At 53.1% G+C, this 15,367-nt stretch carries 14 protein-coding genes; 5 read left to right on the top strand and 9 right to left on the bottom strand.

Annotated elements, in window-relative coordinates:
• Positions 1–96 precede the first annotated feature (96 nt).
• Entirely contained in the window at positions 97–1,206 is a 1,110-nt protein-coding gene (gene apbC, locus ACLJPQ_RS05190) for an iron-sulfur cluster carrier protein ApbC (RefSeq protein ID WP_001005424.1), read from the bottom strand.
• Positions 1,207–1,370: 164 nt separating this feature from the next.
• Between apbC and metG the strand changes: the two genes are divergently transcribed.
• The 3 genes from metG to ACLJPQ_RS05175 all read left to right on the top strand — a co-directional run bounded on the left by metG (position 1,371) and on the right by ACLJPQ_RS05175 (position 4,805).
• Entirely contained in the window at positions 1,371–3,404 is a 2,034-nt protein-coding gene (gene metG / locus ACLJPQ_RS05185; RefSeq protein WP_000195335.1) for a methionine--tRNA ligase, read from the top strand.
• A gap of 240 nt (positions 3,405–3,644) precedes the next feature.
• On the top strand, positions 3,645–4,103 hold the full coding sequence (locus ACLJPQ_RS05180; RefSeq protein WP_000703137.1) for a YehR family lipoprotein: 459 nt from the start codon (positions 3,645–3,647) through the stop codon (positions 4,101–4,103).
• A 171-nt stretch (positions 4,104–4,274) separates the two neighbouring features.
• The gene (locus ACLJPQ_RS05175; protein ID WP_023138368.1) at positions 4,275–4,805 is read left to right on the top strand and encodes a YehR family lipoprotein; all 531 of its coding nucleotides are present in this window, start codon (positions 4,275–4,277) and stop codon (positions 4,803–4,805) included.
• A 56-nt stretch (positions 4,806–4,861) separates the two neighbouring features.
• Here ACLJPQ_RS05175 and ACLJPQ_RS05170 read toward each other — a convergent pair whose 3' ends face one another.
• From ACLJPQ_RS05170 to ACLJPQ_RS05160, 3 genes are read right to left on the bottom strand one after another with little or no spacing between them, the layout of a single operon-like run.
• Entirely contained in the window at positions 4,862–5,329 is a 468-nt protein-coding gene (locus ACLJPQ_RS05170; protein ID WP_000950413.1) for a DUF1456 family protein, read from the bottom strand.
• 46 nt (positions 5,330–5,375) lie between these two features.
• Entirely contained in the window at positions 5,376–6,095 is a 720-nt protein-coding gene (gene btsR, locus ACLJPQ_RS05165; RefSeq protein ID WP_000598637.1) for a two-component system response regulator BtsR, read from the bottom strand.
• A complete protein-coding gene (locus ACLJPQ_RS05160; protein ID WP_000272850.1) occupies positions 6,092–7,777 on the bottom strand; it encodes a sensor histidine kinase in 1,686 nt (561 codons plus the stop codon). Before ACLJPQ_RS05160 ends, btsR begins: the two co-directional genes overlap by 4 nt.
• A 222-nt stretch (positions 7,778–7,999) precedes the next feature.
• Between ACLJPQ_RS05160 and mlrA the strand changes: the two genes are divergently transcribed.
• Together mlrA and ACLJPQ_RS05150 are read left to right on the top strand one after the other, a co-directional pair.
• Positions 8,000–8,731, top strand: coding sequence for an HTH-type transcriptional regulator MlrA (gene mlrA, locus ACLJPQ_RS05155; protein ID WP_001240418.1), 732 nt, complete (start codon positions 8,000–8,002; stop codon positions 8,729–8,731).
• Positions 8,732–8,790: 59 nt separating this feature from the next.
• Positions 8,791–8,898: a protein YohO gene (locus ACLJPQ_RS05150; protein WP_001261696.1), complete on the top strand. Its 108-nt coding sequence runs from the start codon at positions 8,791–8,793 to the stop codon at positions 8,896–8,898.
• Here the strand turns inward: ACLJPQ_RS05150 and ACLJPQ_RS05145 are convergent.
• From ACLJPQ_RS05145 to bglX, 5 genes are all read right to left on the bottom strand, one after another.
• Positions 8,879–9,610: an ABC transporter permease gene (locus tag ACLJPQ_RS05145; RefSeq protein WP_080184660.1), complete on the bottom strand. Its 732-nt coding sequence runs from the start codon at positions 9,608–9,610 to the stop codon at positions 8,879–8,881. The genes ACLJPQ_RS05150 and ACLJPQ_RS05145 overlap by 20 nt on opposite strands.
• Positions 9,594–10,541, bottom strand: a complete 948-nt coding sequence (locus ACLJPQ_RS05140; RefSeq protein WP_000569166.1) for an ABC transporter ATP-binding protein — start codon at positions 10,539–10,541, stop codon at positions 9,594–9,596. The genes ACLJPQ_RS05145 and ACLJPQ_RS05140 overlap by 17 nt, the downstream gene beginning before the upstream one ends.
• Entirely contained in the window at positions 10,534–11,703 is a 1,170-nt protein-coding gene (locus tag ACLJPQ_RS05135) for an ABC transporter permease (protein ID WP_001278120.1), read from the bottom strand. Before ACLJPQ_RS05135 ends, ACLJPQ_RS05140 begins: the two co-directional genes overlap by 8 nt.
• A 3-nt stretch (positions 11,704–11,706) precedes the next feature.
• Entirely contained in the window at positions 11,707–12,624 is a 918-nt protein-coding gene (locus ACLJPQ_RS05130) for an ABC transporter substrate-binding protein (RefSeq protein WP_000155876.1), read from the bottom strand.
• Between the two features lie 180 nt (positions 12,625–12,804).
• Positions 12,805–15,102 carry a beta-glucosidase BglX gene (bglX, locus tag ACLJPQ_RS05125; RefSeq protein ID WP_000871555.1) on the bottom strand — a complete coding sequence of 766 codons (2,298 nt, stop codon included), beginning with the start codon at positions 15,100–15,102 and terminating at the stop codon, positions 12,805–12,807.
• Positions 15,103–15,367: the final 265 nt, after the last annotated feature.

Raw genomic sequence — 15,367 nt, 5'->3', positions numbered from 1 at the left:
AACAATGCGGGGGCTATTATTTTATTAATACATTCACTGCATCAATATATATTAATGCAGTGAATGTCATATTCTCTTTGGAATACGTCAGGAGGATTACACCGCGCGGAAGGCGATTTCTCCCGGAATCACTTCACCCTGCCAGTAAAGCTGTGCCGCAACGCGATCGGCCAGTTCGCGATAGATCGCGGTAAATTCGCTCTCCGGACGGCTAACCACCGTCGGCGTACCACGATCGAGATCTTCGCGCAGACTAATATGCAACGGCATCTGACCCAGAAGCTGAGTATGGTATTTTTCCGCCAGCTTCTGCGCGCCGCCCGTGCCGAAGATCGGTTCGTGATGGCCGCAGTTGCTACAAATATGCATACTCATATTTTCCACAATGCCGAGCACCGGCACTTCCACCTTCTCGAACATCACGATACCTTTTTTGGCGTCGATTAGCGCGATATCCTGCGGCGTAGTCACCACCACCGCGCCGGTAACAGGAATGTTCTGCGCCAGCGTCAGCTGAATATCCCCGGTTCCCGGCGGCATATCCAGTACCAGATAATCCAGATCCGGCCACAGCGTCTCCTGCAACATCTGCATCAGCGCCTTACTGGCCATTGGGCCGCGCCATACCATCGCGTTATCGTCAGTCACCAGATAGCCGATCGAGTTGGTCGCCAGGCCGTGAGACATAATCGGCGCCATATGCGTACCGTCTGGCGATGTCGGGCGCTGATCTTCTGCGCCAAGCATGGTTGGGATCGACGGACCGTAAATATCGGCATCGAGAACCCCGACCTTTGCGCCTTCAGCCGCTAACGCCAGCGCCAGGTTTACCGCCGTGGACGATTTACCCACCCCGCCTTTACCGGAGCTCACGGCAATGATGTTTTTCACGCCATTAATGCCAGGCTGATTTTTGACGCGTTTCAGCGTCGCAATGTTGTACGACAGTTTCCAGTCGATCGCTTTTGCGCCTGTAATACGTAACAGATCGGCGCTGCATTGCTCTTTTAAGACCTCAAACGCGCTGTTCCAGACGAACGGCATGACCAGCTCAACGTGCAGCGTATCATCCATCCAGGCGACGTGGTGCAACGCCTTAAGCGTGGTGAGGTTATGCTTCAGGGTTGGGTGCTGGAAATTCGCCAGCGTCCCGGCGACCATCGCTCGCAGGGTATCTGGTGATTTGGCCTGGGATTGTTCGTTCATCCCGACTCCTTTTGTAGTTCTGAAAAGTACGATTGTAACTTTGTAGTTTACTCCAGCGGTAACAATTATTCATTTACGGATAAATGCCCTTATCGATTGGCGCAGTAATTACCATTTTGGTACTATCAAAGCCCTTTTTTACAACAGAAGAAGTAATACCCACTATGACTCAAGTCGCGAAGAAAATTCTGGTAACGTGCGCGCTGCCGTACGCCAACGGCTCTATCCACCTCGGCCATATGCTGGAGCACATCCAGGCTGATGTCTGGGTCCGTTACCAGCGAATGCGCGGCCATGAGGTTAACTTCATCTGTGCCGATGACGCTCATGGCACGCCGATCATGCTGAAAGCGCAGCAGCTTGGTATTACGCCGGAGCAAATGATCGGTGAAATGAGCCAGGAGCACCAGACCGATTTCGCCGGTTTTAATATTAGCTACGACAACTACCACTCAACGCACAGCGACGAGAATCGCGAGCTGTCCGAGCTGATTTATACGCGCCTGAAAGAGAACGGTTTTATTAAGAACCGCACTATCTCTCAACTCTACGATCCGGAAAAAGGCATGTTCCTGCCGGACCGATTTGTGAAAGGCACCTGCCCGAAATGTAAATCCGCAGACCAGTACGGCGATAACTGCGAAGTCTGCGGCGCAACTTACAGCCCGACCGAACTTATCGAGCCGAAATCCGTGGTGTCCGGCGCGACGCCGGTAATGCGTGACTCCGAGCACTTTTTCTTTGACCTGCCGTCATTCAGCGAAATGCTGCAGGCGTGGACCCGCAGCGGCGCGCTGCAGGAGCAGGTGGCGAACAAAATGCAGGAATGGTTTGAATCCGGCCTCCAGCAGTGGGACATCTCCCGCGACGCGCCGTATTTTGGTTTCGAAATCCCGAACGCGCCGGGCAAATATTTCTACGTCTGGCTGGACGCGCCGATTGGCTATATGGGCTCCTTCAAAAATCTGTGCGATAAGCGCGGTGACACGACCAGTTTTGATGAGTACTGGAAAAAAGACTCCGACGCCGAGCTGTATCACTTTATCGGCAAAGACATCGTCTATTTCCACAGCCTGTTCTGGCCTGCCATGCTGGAAGGCAGCCACTTCCGTAAGCCGACCAACCTGTTCGTTCACGGTTACGTGACGGTGAACGGCGCGAAGATGTCTAAGTCGCGCGGCACCTTTATTAAGGCCAGCACCTGGCTGAAACACTTTGACGCCGACAGCCTGCGCTACTACTACACCGCGAAGCTTTCTTCACGCATTGATGACATCGACCTGAACCTGGAAGACTTTGTCCAGCGCGTCAATGCCGATATCGTCAATAAAGTAGTTAACCTGGCCTCGCGTAACGCCGGTTTTATCAATAAGCGTTTCGACGGCGTGCTGGCGGCTGAACTGGCCGATCCGCAATTGTATAAAACCTTTACTGACGCCGCTGCGGTGATTGGCGAAGCATGGGAAAGCCGTGAATTCGGTAAAGCTATCCGTGAGATTATGGCGCTGGCCGACGTCGCTAACCGTTATGTTGACGAGCAAGCGCCGTGGGTGGTGGCTAAACAGGAAGGCCGCGACGCGGACCTGCAGGCCATTTGCTCGATGGGCATCAACCTGTTCCGCGTGCTGATGACGTATCTGAAACCGGTACTGCCGACGCTTTCTGAACGCGTTGAAGCCTTCCTGAACAGTGAACTGAACTGGGATGCCATCGAACAGCCGCTGCTCGGTCACAAGGTCAACACCTTTAAGGCGCTCTACAATCGCATCGACATGAAGCAAGTTGAAGCGCTGGTTGAAGCGTCTAAAGAAGAGGTGAAAGCCGCAGCTGCGCCGGTTACCGGCCCGTTAGCCGACTTCCCGATTCAGGAAACCATCACCTTTGACGATTTCGCCAAAATTGACCTGCGCGTAGCATTGATTGAAAACGCCGAGTTTGTGGAAGGATCTGACAAATTGCTGCGCCTGACGCTGGATCTGGGCGGCGAGAAGCGTAACGTCTTCTCCGGCATTCGTTCCGCCTACCCGGACCCGCAGGCGCTGATTGGCCGCCAGACGGTAATGGTCGCCAACCTCGCGCCGCGCAAAATGCGCTTTGGCGTTTCCGAGGGAATGGTGATGGCCGCAGGCCCTGGCGGGAAAGATATCTTCCTGTTAAGCCCTGATGACGGCGCGAAGCCTGGCCAACAGGTGAAATAAGCAACAAGCCGGAGCATGCTCCGGCTTTTTTAACCGCTTAATCCTGACTGGCATATCACCCCATCCGCGTGTTTTAACTTTTTCCTTAATAAGCAATAGCGTTAAGACTCCATATCCGGACTGCTAAATAACGGCTAAAAGTCATATTCTATCTCTCCCTGATACATTGCTATTACTGGGTTAAATTAATTCATTGAAATTATTTTAAAAACCCAATCATTATATAAAATGGAGTTTTAGATGAAAATTTCTGGCAAGTTATTGTCCGCGGCTTTGGCTTCCGTACTGGTGTTCTCTCTTGCTGGCTGTGGCGATAAAGAAGAATCAAAGACCTTTAACGCAAACCTGGCGGGGACAGAAATTTCAATTACTTACACCTATAAAGGTGACAAAATCATTAAGCAGACGTCTGAAAGTAAAATCAGCTATGCCACTGTAGGCGCTAAAACGAAAGAAGATGCCGCCAAAATTCTCGATCCGCTGAGCGCGAAATATAAAAATATCGCCGGAGTGGAAGAAAAATTAACCTATGAAGATACCTATGCCCAGGAAAACGTCTCTGTGGATATGGAAAAAGTGGACTTTAAAGCGTTACAGCAAATCTCAGGGACGATGGTGTCCGGCGATACCAGCAAAGGTATCAGCATGAAACAAACCCAGACGCTGCTGGAAGCTGCTGGTTTTAAAGAAGCGAAATAACTGGCAGGCATAATGTATTGCATCGACTGGTAAAGTCGCTCAGGGCGCTGCTTCGGCAGCGTCTTTTCTTTATGAATTCCGAAAAAAGACAGCCTCGCTGTAAGTCCCCTCGCCAAAGCCTATAATCCCTGAATTCCTGGCCACACCAATACTTAACGACAAGGAATTGTTATGCAGGTTCTACGCCTTATGGCACTGCCACTATTCGCGCTCTCTCTATCGGTTAGCATAACTGGCTGCGATCAGAAAAACGATACTCTCCAGGGAAAGCAAAATAACATGACAGCGTTTATCAAGAAGATAGCCGCTAGCAAAGAGTCAGAGGAAACACAACGCTATGCAGGTAATCTCAACGGTATTGAAATCAAGTTAACCTATTACTACAAAGGGGATATCGTTTTACGTCAAATATCTGAACATAAAATACTTTATAAGACCCTGAAAGCCAATAATAAAGAAGAGGCACAAAAAATGCTGAGTCAAGTCGGCGAAGCTTATCAGGGTATGCCGGGTTTGACTGAACGAATCGACTATTATGATAGCTATGCTACGGAATATGTGGATATTGATTTTACCCAGGCAAAAATAAGCGACCTCTGTAAATTGCCAGGATCATCAATTGACAACTGTTCCGCGTACTATCTGTCAATGATTCGCTCGCAGAAACTGTTGGAAGAGAGCGGGTATCATAGAATCAATTAGTATAATAATGCGTTTTCCCGGTCAGACAGGACGCTGCCGGGAACAATACCGCAGAATTACTTCGCCGCGTGTTCACGGGCCGCCAGACCGCGCAGAAAATAACGCATAAACTGATCGCCGCATTCGCGGAAGTTCTTATGATCCGGCGCGCGCATCATCGCGGTGATCTCTGGCATTGAGACACGAAACAACTGACCGGTAAGTATCGCCAGGATATCATCTGTTTTTAGCGAAAAGGCAATACGCAGCTTTTTCAGCACAATATTGTTGTTGATACGACGTTCCGCCGTCAATGCAGGCGCCGCCTCATCTTTGCCGCGTTTTTCATAAATGAGGCCATTGAGAAATGAGGACAACACGATATCCGGGCAACGCTGAAACCCCTCTTCCTCTTCTTTGCGCAACCAGATTGCAATCTGCTCCGGCGTAGCATCAACGTTACCCAGCGCCAGGATACGCGCCAGATCGGTATTATTAGCTTTTAAAATGTAGCGCACGCTACGCAGAATATCGTTACTCAGCATGAGGCCTTCGGTCGTTTCTATGGCAAAACGATATTCTAACAGTCTTTTACAGGCCAATCGCCTCTTTTAAACTTTTCAGATAGCGACGGCTTACCGGCACCGTCAGGCCGTTGCGTAAAATCAGCTCTGCCTGCCCATTATCCTCCAGCCGAATTTCCTGCAAATGGGCCATATTCACCAGAAACTGACGATGACAACGCAGTAGCGGCGTCCGGCTTTCCAGCGTGCGCAGCGTCAGCTCGGTAAACCCCTCTTTACCTTCACTGCTGGTCACATAAACGCCGCTCATACGGCTACTGACAAAGGCGACATCATCCATTTGCAACAAATAGATCCGGCTGTGTCCGGTACAGGGAATGAATTTAAGCGCCTGCTGGTTTTCCGGCAGCAACGAAACATCCTGTTTACTGCGCTCCTGACGCAGACGATGTAACGTTTTTTCCAGCCGTTTCTCCTCTATCGGCTTGAGCAGATAATCAAAAGCGTGTTCTTCAAAGGCTTTGATGGCGTATTCGTCAAACGCGGTCAAAAAAACGATATACGGGCGGTGTTCCGGGTCAAGCATTCCTACCATCTCCAGTCCACTGATACGCGGCATCTGAATATCCAGAAACAGCACATCAGGTCGCAGCTTATGTACCGCGCCAATCGCTTCTACCGCGTTCGCGCACTCCCCCACAATCTCAATGTCATCCTGCCCCTGGAGCAAAATCCGCAGATTTTCCCGCGCTAACGGCTCATCATCCACAATCAGCACTTTAATCATGCGTCCTCCTCCAGTGGAAGTCGTAATGTAATTCGGGTAAAACAGTCCGGCTCGCAGGCCACGCTAATACCATAATCATCGCCAAAGTGTTCGCGCAGACGTTTATCAACCAGACTCATCCCCAGCCCGCTACTGCCGGCGGAAGGCTGATACAGTCCCGCATTATCCTCAATATCTAACATCAAATGCTGCCCTTCGCGCCGGGCGCGAATAGCGACGTTGCCGGTATCAAGCAATTGCGACGTGCCATGTTTAATGGCGTTCTCAACAATCGGCTGTAATGTAAACGCAGGCAATTTCTGACGTGAAAGCGTCGATGGAACATCAAGCTGTACCTGCAGACGCGACTGAAAACGCGCTTTTTCAATTTGCAGATAAGCGTTCACGTGTTCAATTTCATCCGCCAGCGTGACGATTTCCGACGGGCGTTTTAAATTTTTGCGAAAAAAGGTCGACAAGTACTGCACCAGTTGGCTGGCCTGTTCGCTGTCACGACGAATCACCGCTTTAATGGTATTGAGCGCGTTAAACAGAAAATGCGGATTCACCTGCGCGTGCAACAGCTTGATCTCTGACTGCGTCAGCAACGCCTTCTGCCGTTCATACTGCCCGGCCAGGATCTGCGCGGATAAAAGCTGCGCAATACCCTCTCCCAGAGTGCGGTTAATTGAGCTGAACAGCCGGTTTTTCGCTTCGTACAATTTAATGGTGCCCATGACTCGCTGATTTTCGCCACGCAGCGGGATCACCAGCGTCGAGCCGAGTTTACACTGCGGGTGTAGCGAACAGCGGTACGGCACTTCGTTGCCATCGGCATAAACCACCTCTCCGGTTTCAATTGCTTTCAGCGTATAACCTGATGAAATGGGTTTGCCCGGTAGATGGTGATCGTCGCCAATACCGGTAAAAGCCAGCAGTTTTTCACGATCGGTGATGGCGACGGCGCCAATATCCAGCTCCTGATATAACACCTGCGCCACCTTCATACTGTTCACTTCGTTAAATCCCTGACGCAGAATCCCCTCCGTTGACGCGGCGACCTTCAGCGCGGTAGCAGAAAATGCCGAAGTATATTTTTCGAACATGGCGCGCTTATCGAGCAAAATACGCATGAACAGCGCGGCGCCAACAGTATTCGTCACCATCATCGGCGCGGCAATATTACTGACCAGATGCAGGGCATCGTCAAACGGCCTGGCTATCAGTAAAATGATCAGCATCTGCACCAGTTCGGCAACACACGTAATTGCTCCCGCCGTCAGCGGGCTAAACACTTTGTCCGGGCGTCCGCGACGTATGAGAACGCTGTGTACCAACCCGCCCAGCAGCCCTTCGACGATGGTGGAAATCATACAGCTCAGCGCCGTCATGCCGCCCATAGAATACCGATGTAACCCACCGGTCAGACCGACCAGCCCGCCGACGACCGGCCCGCCGAGTAGGCCACCCATCACCGCGCCAATCGCGCGGGTATTGGCAATCGAATCTTCGATATGTAGCCCAAAATAAGTGCCCATAATGCAGAAGATAGAAAACGTGACGTAACACAGAAGCTTGTGCGGCAGACGAACCGTGACCTGCATAAGCGGGATGAACAGGCGCGTTTTACTCATTAGCCACGCAATGACCAGAAACACGCACATCTGCTGAAGCAGCAGCAACACCAGATTAAACTCGTACATACCCGCAAACCACACTTCAATTAAAAGCGCGTAACATACATTGAGTACGATTAACTTTCTTTGAACTGTTGCATAAAAATATGAATTCGTGAATACGATCACTTAAACGCCGCGCCGCAACCCGCTACTTCGCGTTTTAATGCATAAAAAACAGGCAAAACTTCCTGGTTCCTAAAAGAGCGTCTAAAGTTAAACCGGGACCTCGCGAGCAAGGGTGAAACGATGGCGCTTTACACAATTGGTGAAGTGGCTTTGCTTTGTGATATCAATCCTGTCACGTTGCGCGCGTGGCAGAGACGTTATGGACTTTTAAAACCACAGCGAACGGATGGCGGTCATCGTCTGTTTAACGATGCCGATATCGACAGAATCCGCGAAATCAAGCGCTGGATAGATAACGGCGTCCAGGTCAGCAAAGTCAAAGTGCTGCTCAGTAGCGACAGTAGCGAACAACCTAACGGCTGGCGCGAACAGCAGGAGATCCTGCTGCACTACCTGCAAAGCAGTAATCTGCACAGTTTACGGTTATGGGTCAAAGAACGCGGTCAGGATTATCCAGCCCAAACATTGACCACTAACCTGTTCGTCCCGCTGCGGCGACGATTACAGTGCCAACAACCTGCCCTTCAGGCGCTGCTCGGCATTCTTGACGGTATCCTGATCAACTATATTGCGCTCTGCCTGGCGTCTGCGCGTAAGAAACAGGGAAAAGATGCGTTGGTGATCGGCTGGAATATCCATGATACCACCCGCCTGTGGCTGGAAGGTTGGGTCGCCAGCCAACAGGGATGGCGAATCGACGTGTTGGCGCATTCGCTTAGCCAGTTCCGCCCGGAACTGTTTGACGGCAAGACGTTACTGGTATGGTGCGGAGAAAACCAGACGCTGGCGCAGCAGCAGCAACTCCTGGCATGGCGCGCCCAGGGACGCGACATTCATCCCCTTGGCGTTTAAACAGCAGCTAACAAATTCGCTTTAATGTATACTCCTTTTATTAACATAAGGAGTACATAATGCGCGTAGCGAAAATCGGGGTGATCGCCCTTTTCCTGCTGATGGCTATTGGCGGTATCGGCGGCGTGATGCTGGCAGGTTACAGTTTTATTTTGCGTGCCGGGTAAGCGCGCGCGTCAGCCTTTCAAACAGGCGATCGATAATGATCGCCGCCAGCGCCACCAGCAGCGCCCCCTGGATAACATAGGCCGTATTAAAGCCGCTAAGCCCGATAATGATCGGCGTGCCTAACGTACTGGCCCCCACCGTTGAAGCGATGGTCGCCGTACCAATATTGATAATCACCGAGGTTCGGATGCCCGCCAGAATCACCGGCGCGGCAAGCTGCAGCTCAACCTGATACAACTGTTGGCGACGGCTCATTCCCATACCGCTGGCAACACTCATCACGCTGGCAGGCACCGCGCCCAGCCCGGCCAGGGTCGCCTGCAGGATGGGCAACACCCCATACAGGATCAAGGCGATGATGGCCGGTTGCTGACCAAAACCCATGACAGGTACCGCGATCGCCAGTACCGCGACCGGCGGAAAGGTCTGCCCGACGGCGGCGATAGTCTCCACCAGGGGACGAAACTCTTTCCCACTTTCTCGCGTGACCGCAATCCCTGCGCCGACGCCCACCACGACGGCAAACAAACTTGAGATGCCCACCAACCAGAAATGGGCGAGCGCGAGGGCGGCAAAACTCTCCTGTTGGTAGACCGGGCGCGGTAAATCGGGAAACAGCGCGGCGAAGAACGGCTGGCTATAAGGCAATCCAAACAGCAGAAGCAAGAACAGAACAATAAGCCAGAGAAGCGGATCACACAGTCGTTTCACGGGGGGACGTCTCCGAAAGCAGATCGCGGAAATGGAGCGTACCGCAGGGCTCGCCCTGCTGATTCGCCACCGGCAGGACGTCGCACCGACGGGCGACAAACATCGATAGCGCATCGCGTAGCGTCATCTCTTCCACCAGCGCGTCGCCGCTGAGCTGTTCATGCCGACGTACATAATCGCCTACGCTACGTAACGAAAGCAGCCTTACGCCCAGCTCGCTGCGGCCAAAAAACGCCTGCACGAAATCATTTTCCGGCGAGGTCAGCATAGAAAGCGGCGATCCCTGTTGGATAACGTGGCCCCCGTCCATCAGCACCAGATGGTCGGCGAGGCGTAGCGCCTCGTCGATGTCGTGCGTCACCAGTACGATGGTGCGCCCCAGTAGCTGATGAATGCGGGTCATCTCCTGCTGCAATGCGCCGCGCGTTACCGGATCAAGCGCGCCGAAAGGCTCGTCCATCAGCAATACCTGCGGATCGGCAGCCAGCGCCCGCGCAACGCCGACCCGCTGCTGTTGCCCGCCGGAAAGCTGATGCGGATAACGATCGCGCAGCGCGCTTTCCAGACCCAATAATGCCATCAGTTCATCAATACGATCGTTAATCCGCGCACGCGACCACTTTTGTAGTTGCGGTACGGTGGCGATATTTTGCGCCACCGTCCAGTGGGGAAAAAGACCGATAGACTGAATGGCATAGCCCATGCGACGGCGCAGTTCAAGCACCGGCAGGCTGCGGATCTCTTCCCCGGCAAAACGGATCGTTCCGCTATCATGCTCTACCAGCCGGTTAATCATCTTCAGCGTGGTCGATTTTCCCGAACCGGAGGTGCCAATTAACACCGAAAAGCTGCCTTCGCTAAAGTGCAAATTGAGGTCGCTAACAGCCTGTTGATCGCCGAAGGTTTTACTGACATGGTTAAATTCAATCATCGGTTGCTCCCTTCAAAAACGCGATCCATAAATCAAACAGCGCGTCGATCACTACCGCCAGCGCAATCACCGGAATGACGCCCAACAGGACTAAATCAATGGCGCTGCTCAATAGCCCCTGAAACACCAGCGCGCCGAAACCTCCCGCGCCAATCAGCGCGGCGACGACGGCCATTCCCACTGTCTGGACCATGACTACCCGCAGGCTACGTAAAAAGACCGGCAGCGCCAGCGGCAGTTGCACATGCCTGAAGCGCTGGCCGCTACTCATTCCCATTGCTCTTGCGCTCTCCAGCACATCGCGCGGCACCTGATTGAGCCCGGCGACCACGCCGCGCACCAGCGGCAATAACGCATAGAGCACCAGCGCTATCAGTGCAGGCGTCATGCCGGTTCCCGCGACGCCGAATTCGGCAAGCCACGGAAACTGTTTCACCAGCCCGGCCAACGGCGCAATCAGCAGGCCAAACAGCGCGACGGAAGGGATAGTCTGGATCACATTCAGCACGGTAAACACCGGCCCCTGGCGTGAGGCGGAAAAATAACACCAGACGCCCAACGGTAGTCCGATCGCCAGCGCCGGTAGCACCGTGCCTGCCAGTAACATCAAATGTTGCACCAGCGCGGCATCGAAAACATCCTGGCGGTTGGTATACTCTTTCAGAAGCGAGAGGTTGTCGAACGTGCCTGAAAACAGCAGCGCCAGCGGGACAATGACAATTTGCGCGTGCAGCAACCAGCGCCACAGCGGCCCAACGGTAATACGGCGGATCGCATCGCTACAGGCCAGCAGCATCAGACCGAGGCCCAGCCACAATCCACTTCCCAGACTGGTACGCGCCAGCGGACTGCCCTCCTGCGCCAACTGGGTCGCCGCCCTGCCGACTCCCCACAGCATGACAATAAAAAGCGTCTGCGCCATCATCAGCGTCAGTACGCTACCGCGTTTACCGGGTACAAAGCACAGCGTAAACAGCGCGCATCCCGCGCCAGTCAGCATCCAGATGGTCGCCGGCCAGATCTCCCATAACTGGCGCCCCTCGCCGCTCACCAGACGATTCGGGGCGTAATTAATGAAAGGTAGCGCGACAGCAAGCAAGGTCAGAACAACCAACAGCAACAGCACACGATTAACCGTGATTTTTTTGGCAGCATCACTCACAGATTACTTCACCCACCCTTTTTGTCGGAGGTAATCTGCGGCGACTTTTTTCGCATCCAGCCCTTCTACGGCGATTCTGGCATTCAACTGTTGCAGCGTTTTCTCATCAAGGCTGGCGAAAACGGGCTGCAGCCAGTCGGCTATCTGCGGATAGGCCTGTAACACCGATTCACGCACTACCGGCGCGGGCGCATAGATAGGCTGGACGCCTTTCGGGTCGCTCAGGGTTTGCAGACCCAGCGCGGCGACCGGGCCGTCGGTGCCATACGCCATCGCGGCGTTAACGCCGGATGTTTGTTGCGCGGCGGCTTTGATCGTGACCGCCGTATCGCCGCCCGCCAGCGACAAGAGCTGGTTCTGATTCAAGGTAAAATCATAGGCTTTTTCAAATGCCGGCAGCGCATCCGCCCGTTCGATAAATTCCGCAGACGCCGCCAGTTTAAAAGTGCCGCCCTCTTTCAGATAACGGCTGAGATCGGCAAGCGAGGAGAGTTTATTTTTTTCCGCGATGTCCTGGCGTACCGCGATGGTCCAGGTGTTATTTGCCGGCGCAGGCGTCAACCAGACCAGCTTATTCTGCTCCGCATCCAGTTTTTTGACTTTCTCAAAGCCTTGCTTTGCATTTTTCCATGCCGGATCGTTTTCATCTTTAAAAAAGAACGCCCCGTTACCGGTGTATTCCGGATAGATATCCAGCTCTCCGGCGGTAATCGCGCCACGAACGACTGGCGTCGTCCCGAGCTGAATTTTATTGACCGTTTTAACGCCGTGGCTTTCCAGTACCTGCAAAATCATGTTGCCGAGCAGCGCGCCTTCGGTATCAATCTTTGACCCGACCGTCACGGGCGATGCCGCCTGTAGAGGTAAACTCACCGTCGCCAGCAACGCCAGCGAACTTACCCATAGCTTTGAGATCGTCATGATGCTTTCCTCATCCTTTTACGGCCTTTTTCAGAGACTTGAGAAAAAAGCATAGTTGAAAAGTCTGCGTTTAACCTGGGATTTTCCGCCAGTTTAAGTGACGTGGCAGGCAATAAAAGGGGGGACAGGAAAAGTCATTGCCAGACAGGGCGCAGCTATCGCGCCCTGTTGACGGCAGGCTTACAGTAGCTCGAACGATCCTTGTTTAACGCGAGCGGAATCCACGCCGATAAAGACGTTGAACTTGCCGGGTTCCGCGTCATATTTCATCTGCTGATTCCAGAACTTCAACGCCTCGATATCAATCGGGAAACTCACGGTTTTACTTTCGCCGGGCTTGAGGGTGATTTTTTCAAAGCCTTTTAATTGCTTCACCGGGCGGCTCATTGACGCCGTGACATCCTGTAAGTACATCTGGATGACCGTAGCCCCTTCGCGTTTACCGGTGTTCGTGACCTCTACGCTGGCCGTGACTTTGCCGTCGCGTTGCATTGTCGGTGAGGAGAGCGTGACGTCAGACACCGTAAATGTGGTGTAGCTCAGACCGTAACCAAACGGATAGAGCGGGCCATTCGCTTCGTCAAAATAACGTGAGGTGTATTTGTTTGGCTTTTCAGGATTATACGGGCGTCCCGTATTGAGATGGCTGTAATAGACCGGAATTTGTCCCACCGAACGCGGGAAGGAGATCGGCAGTTTGCCTGACGGGTTGTAATCGCCAAACAGCACATCGGCAATGGCGTTGCCGCCTTCCGTCCCGGCAAACCAGGTCTCCAGAATCGCATCGGCCTGTTGATCTTCTTTTACCAGCGCCAGCGGTCTGCCGTTCATTAATACCAGTACCAGCGGCTTACCGGTGGCTTTCAGAGCGGTGATTAAGTCGCGCTGACTCTGCGGAATGGTGATATTGGTACGGCTGGAGGCTTCATGCGCCATCCCCTGCGACTCGCCTACCACTGCGACCACCACATCGGCCTGTTTCGCCGCCTGCACCGCCTCATCAATCATCGCCTGCGGTGAGCGCGGATCGATTTTCACTGCCTCTTCATACAGGTTTAAGAAATCGACGATGTCTTTATCGTTAGTGATATTCGCCCCTTTGGCATAGAGGATCTTCGCCCCGTCGCCGACGGCATTTTGAATACCCGCCAGCACCGTCACCGACTGATTCGCGACCCCAGCAGCAGACCAGCTTCCCATTACATCACGTTGACTGTCGGCCAGTGGCCCAACAACGGCAATGGTGCCCGATTTTTTCAACGGCAGCGTTTCCAGCCGGTTTTTCAGCAGTACCACACTTTCCCGCGCCACTTCCCGCGCCTCTTTACGATGCAGGCGGCTTTCGGCATTGGTGTCCACCGGGTCGCTCTCTTTCGGCCCCAGATGACTATAGGGGTCGTTAAACAATCCCATGTCATATTTTACGTTGAGCACATGGCGCGTCGCGTCGTCCAGTTCCGCCATCGTCACTTTGCCCGACTTAATCAGACCCGGCAGATATTTGCTGTAATACTCATCCGCCATGCTCATATCCACCCCTGCCTTTAGCGCCACGCGCACCGCATCTTCCGGGTCGGCCGCGGTACCGTGTTTAATCAGTTCTTTAATAGCGCCGTGGTCGGAAACGGTAATTCCCTTAAAGCCCCACTCATCGCGCAGGACATCTTTCAATAGCCAGGAATCTGACGTCGCAGGCGTGCCGTTCAGCGAGTTCAGCGCCACCATCACCGCGCCGCTCCCCGCATCCAGCCCTGCTTTGTACGGCGGCATATAGTCATTAAACAGACGCTGGGAACTCATATCCACGGTGTTGTATTCTTTACCGCCTTCAACGGCGCCATAGGCGGCAAAATGTTTCACGCTGGTCATCACCGAATAGCGATCCGCCGGACTTTTGCCCTGCATCGCTTTCACCATGGTTTCGCCCATGATGGAGGTTAAATATGTATCTTCGCCAAAGCCTTCGGAGGCGCGTCCCCAACGCGGATCCCGGGAGACATCCACCATCGGCGCCCAGGTCATATTCAGACCGTCGTCCGCCGCTTCATACGCCGATACGCGTCCTACGGTTCTTACCGCATCCAGATTAAAAGAAGAAGCCAGACCGAGGCTTATCGGGAAGACGGTTCGCTGGCCGTGTACCACGTCATAGGCAAAAAAGAGAGGAATTTTCAGGCGGCTCAACGCCATCACCTGATCCTGCATTTGACGGATATCCTGGCGGGTGACGGTATTGAAAATCGCCCCTACCTGCCCGTCTTTGATCATCTCGCGAATCGCTTCTTTCGGGTTATCAGGGCCGACGCTAATCAGACGTAACTGACCAATTTTTTCATCGACAGTCATTTTCTTGAGTAAATCCGTGACGAACGCGTCGCGCGCTTCGGGCGTCAGCGGGTGATTGCCAAACAGGTTTTCCGCCAATGCTGGCTGCATCGCCAGACTCACAGCAACACCTACTGAACATAACCATTTCATGTTGAGTCTCTCTTTATCTTTATCCCGACGAGGCGGTAAAAACAGAATAAAAACCGCAGTTTGCCATAAGCCTAAACGCGAGAGGAGAAGAAAGCGAAGGTTATTCTCCTAATTTTCCGCACAGTCGAATACGCAGCCGCCAGCAAATGGTATCAAGGCGGCAAATGAATACCACCAACACAGAGACAATTTGAATGAGAAAGCGTATTGTCATACAAAGCGCTATGCTTAACGCTGATATTTTGTCCCACCACAAGGAGTGGAG

The organism is Salmonella sp. SAL04213 (assembly GCF_046550535.1).
GTDB classification, from domain to species: Bacteria; Pseudomonadota; Gammaproteobacteria; order Enterobacterales; family Enterobacteriaceae; genus Salmonella; species Salmonella enterica.
The sequence above is the reverse complement of the archived record's forward strand: the minus strand, read 5'-3'. Positions and strand labels throughout refer to the sequence as shown.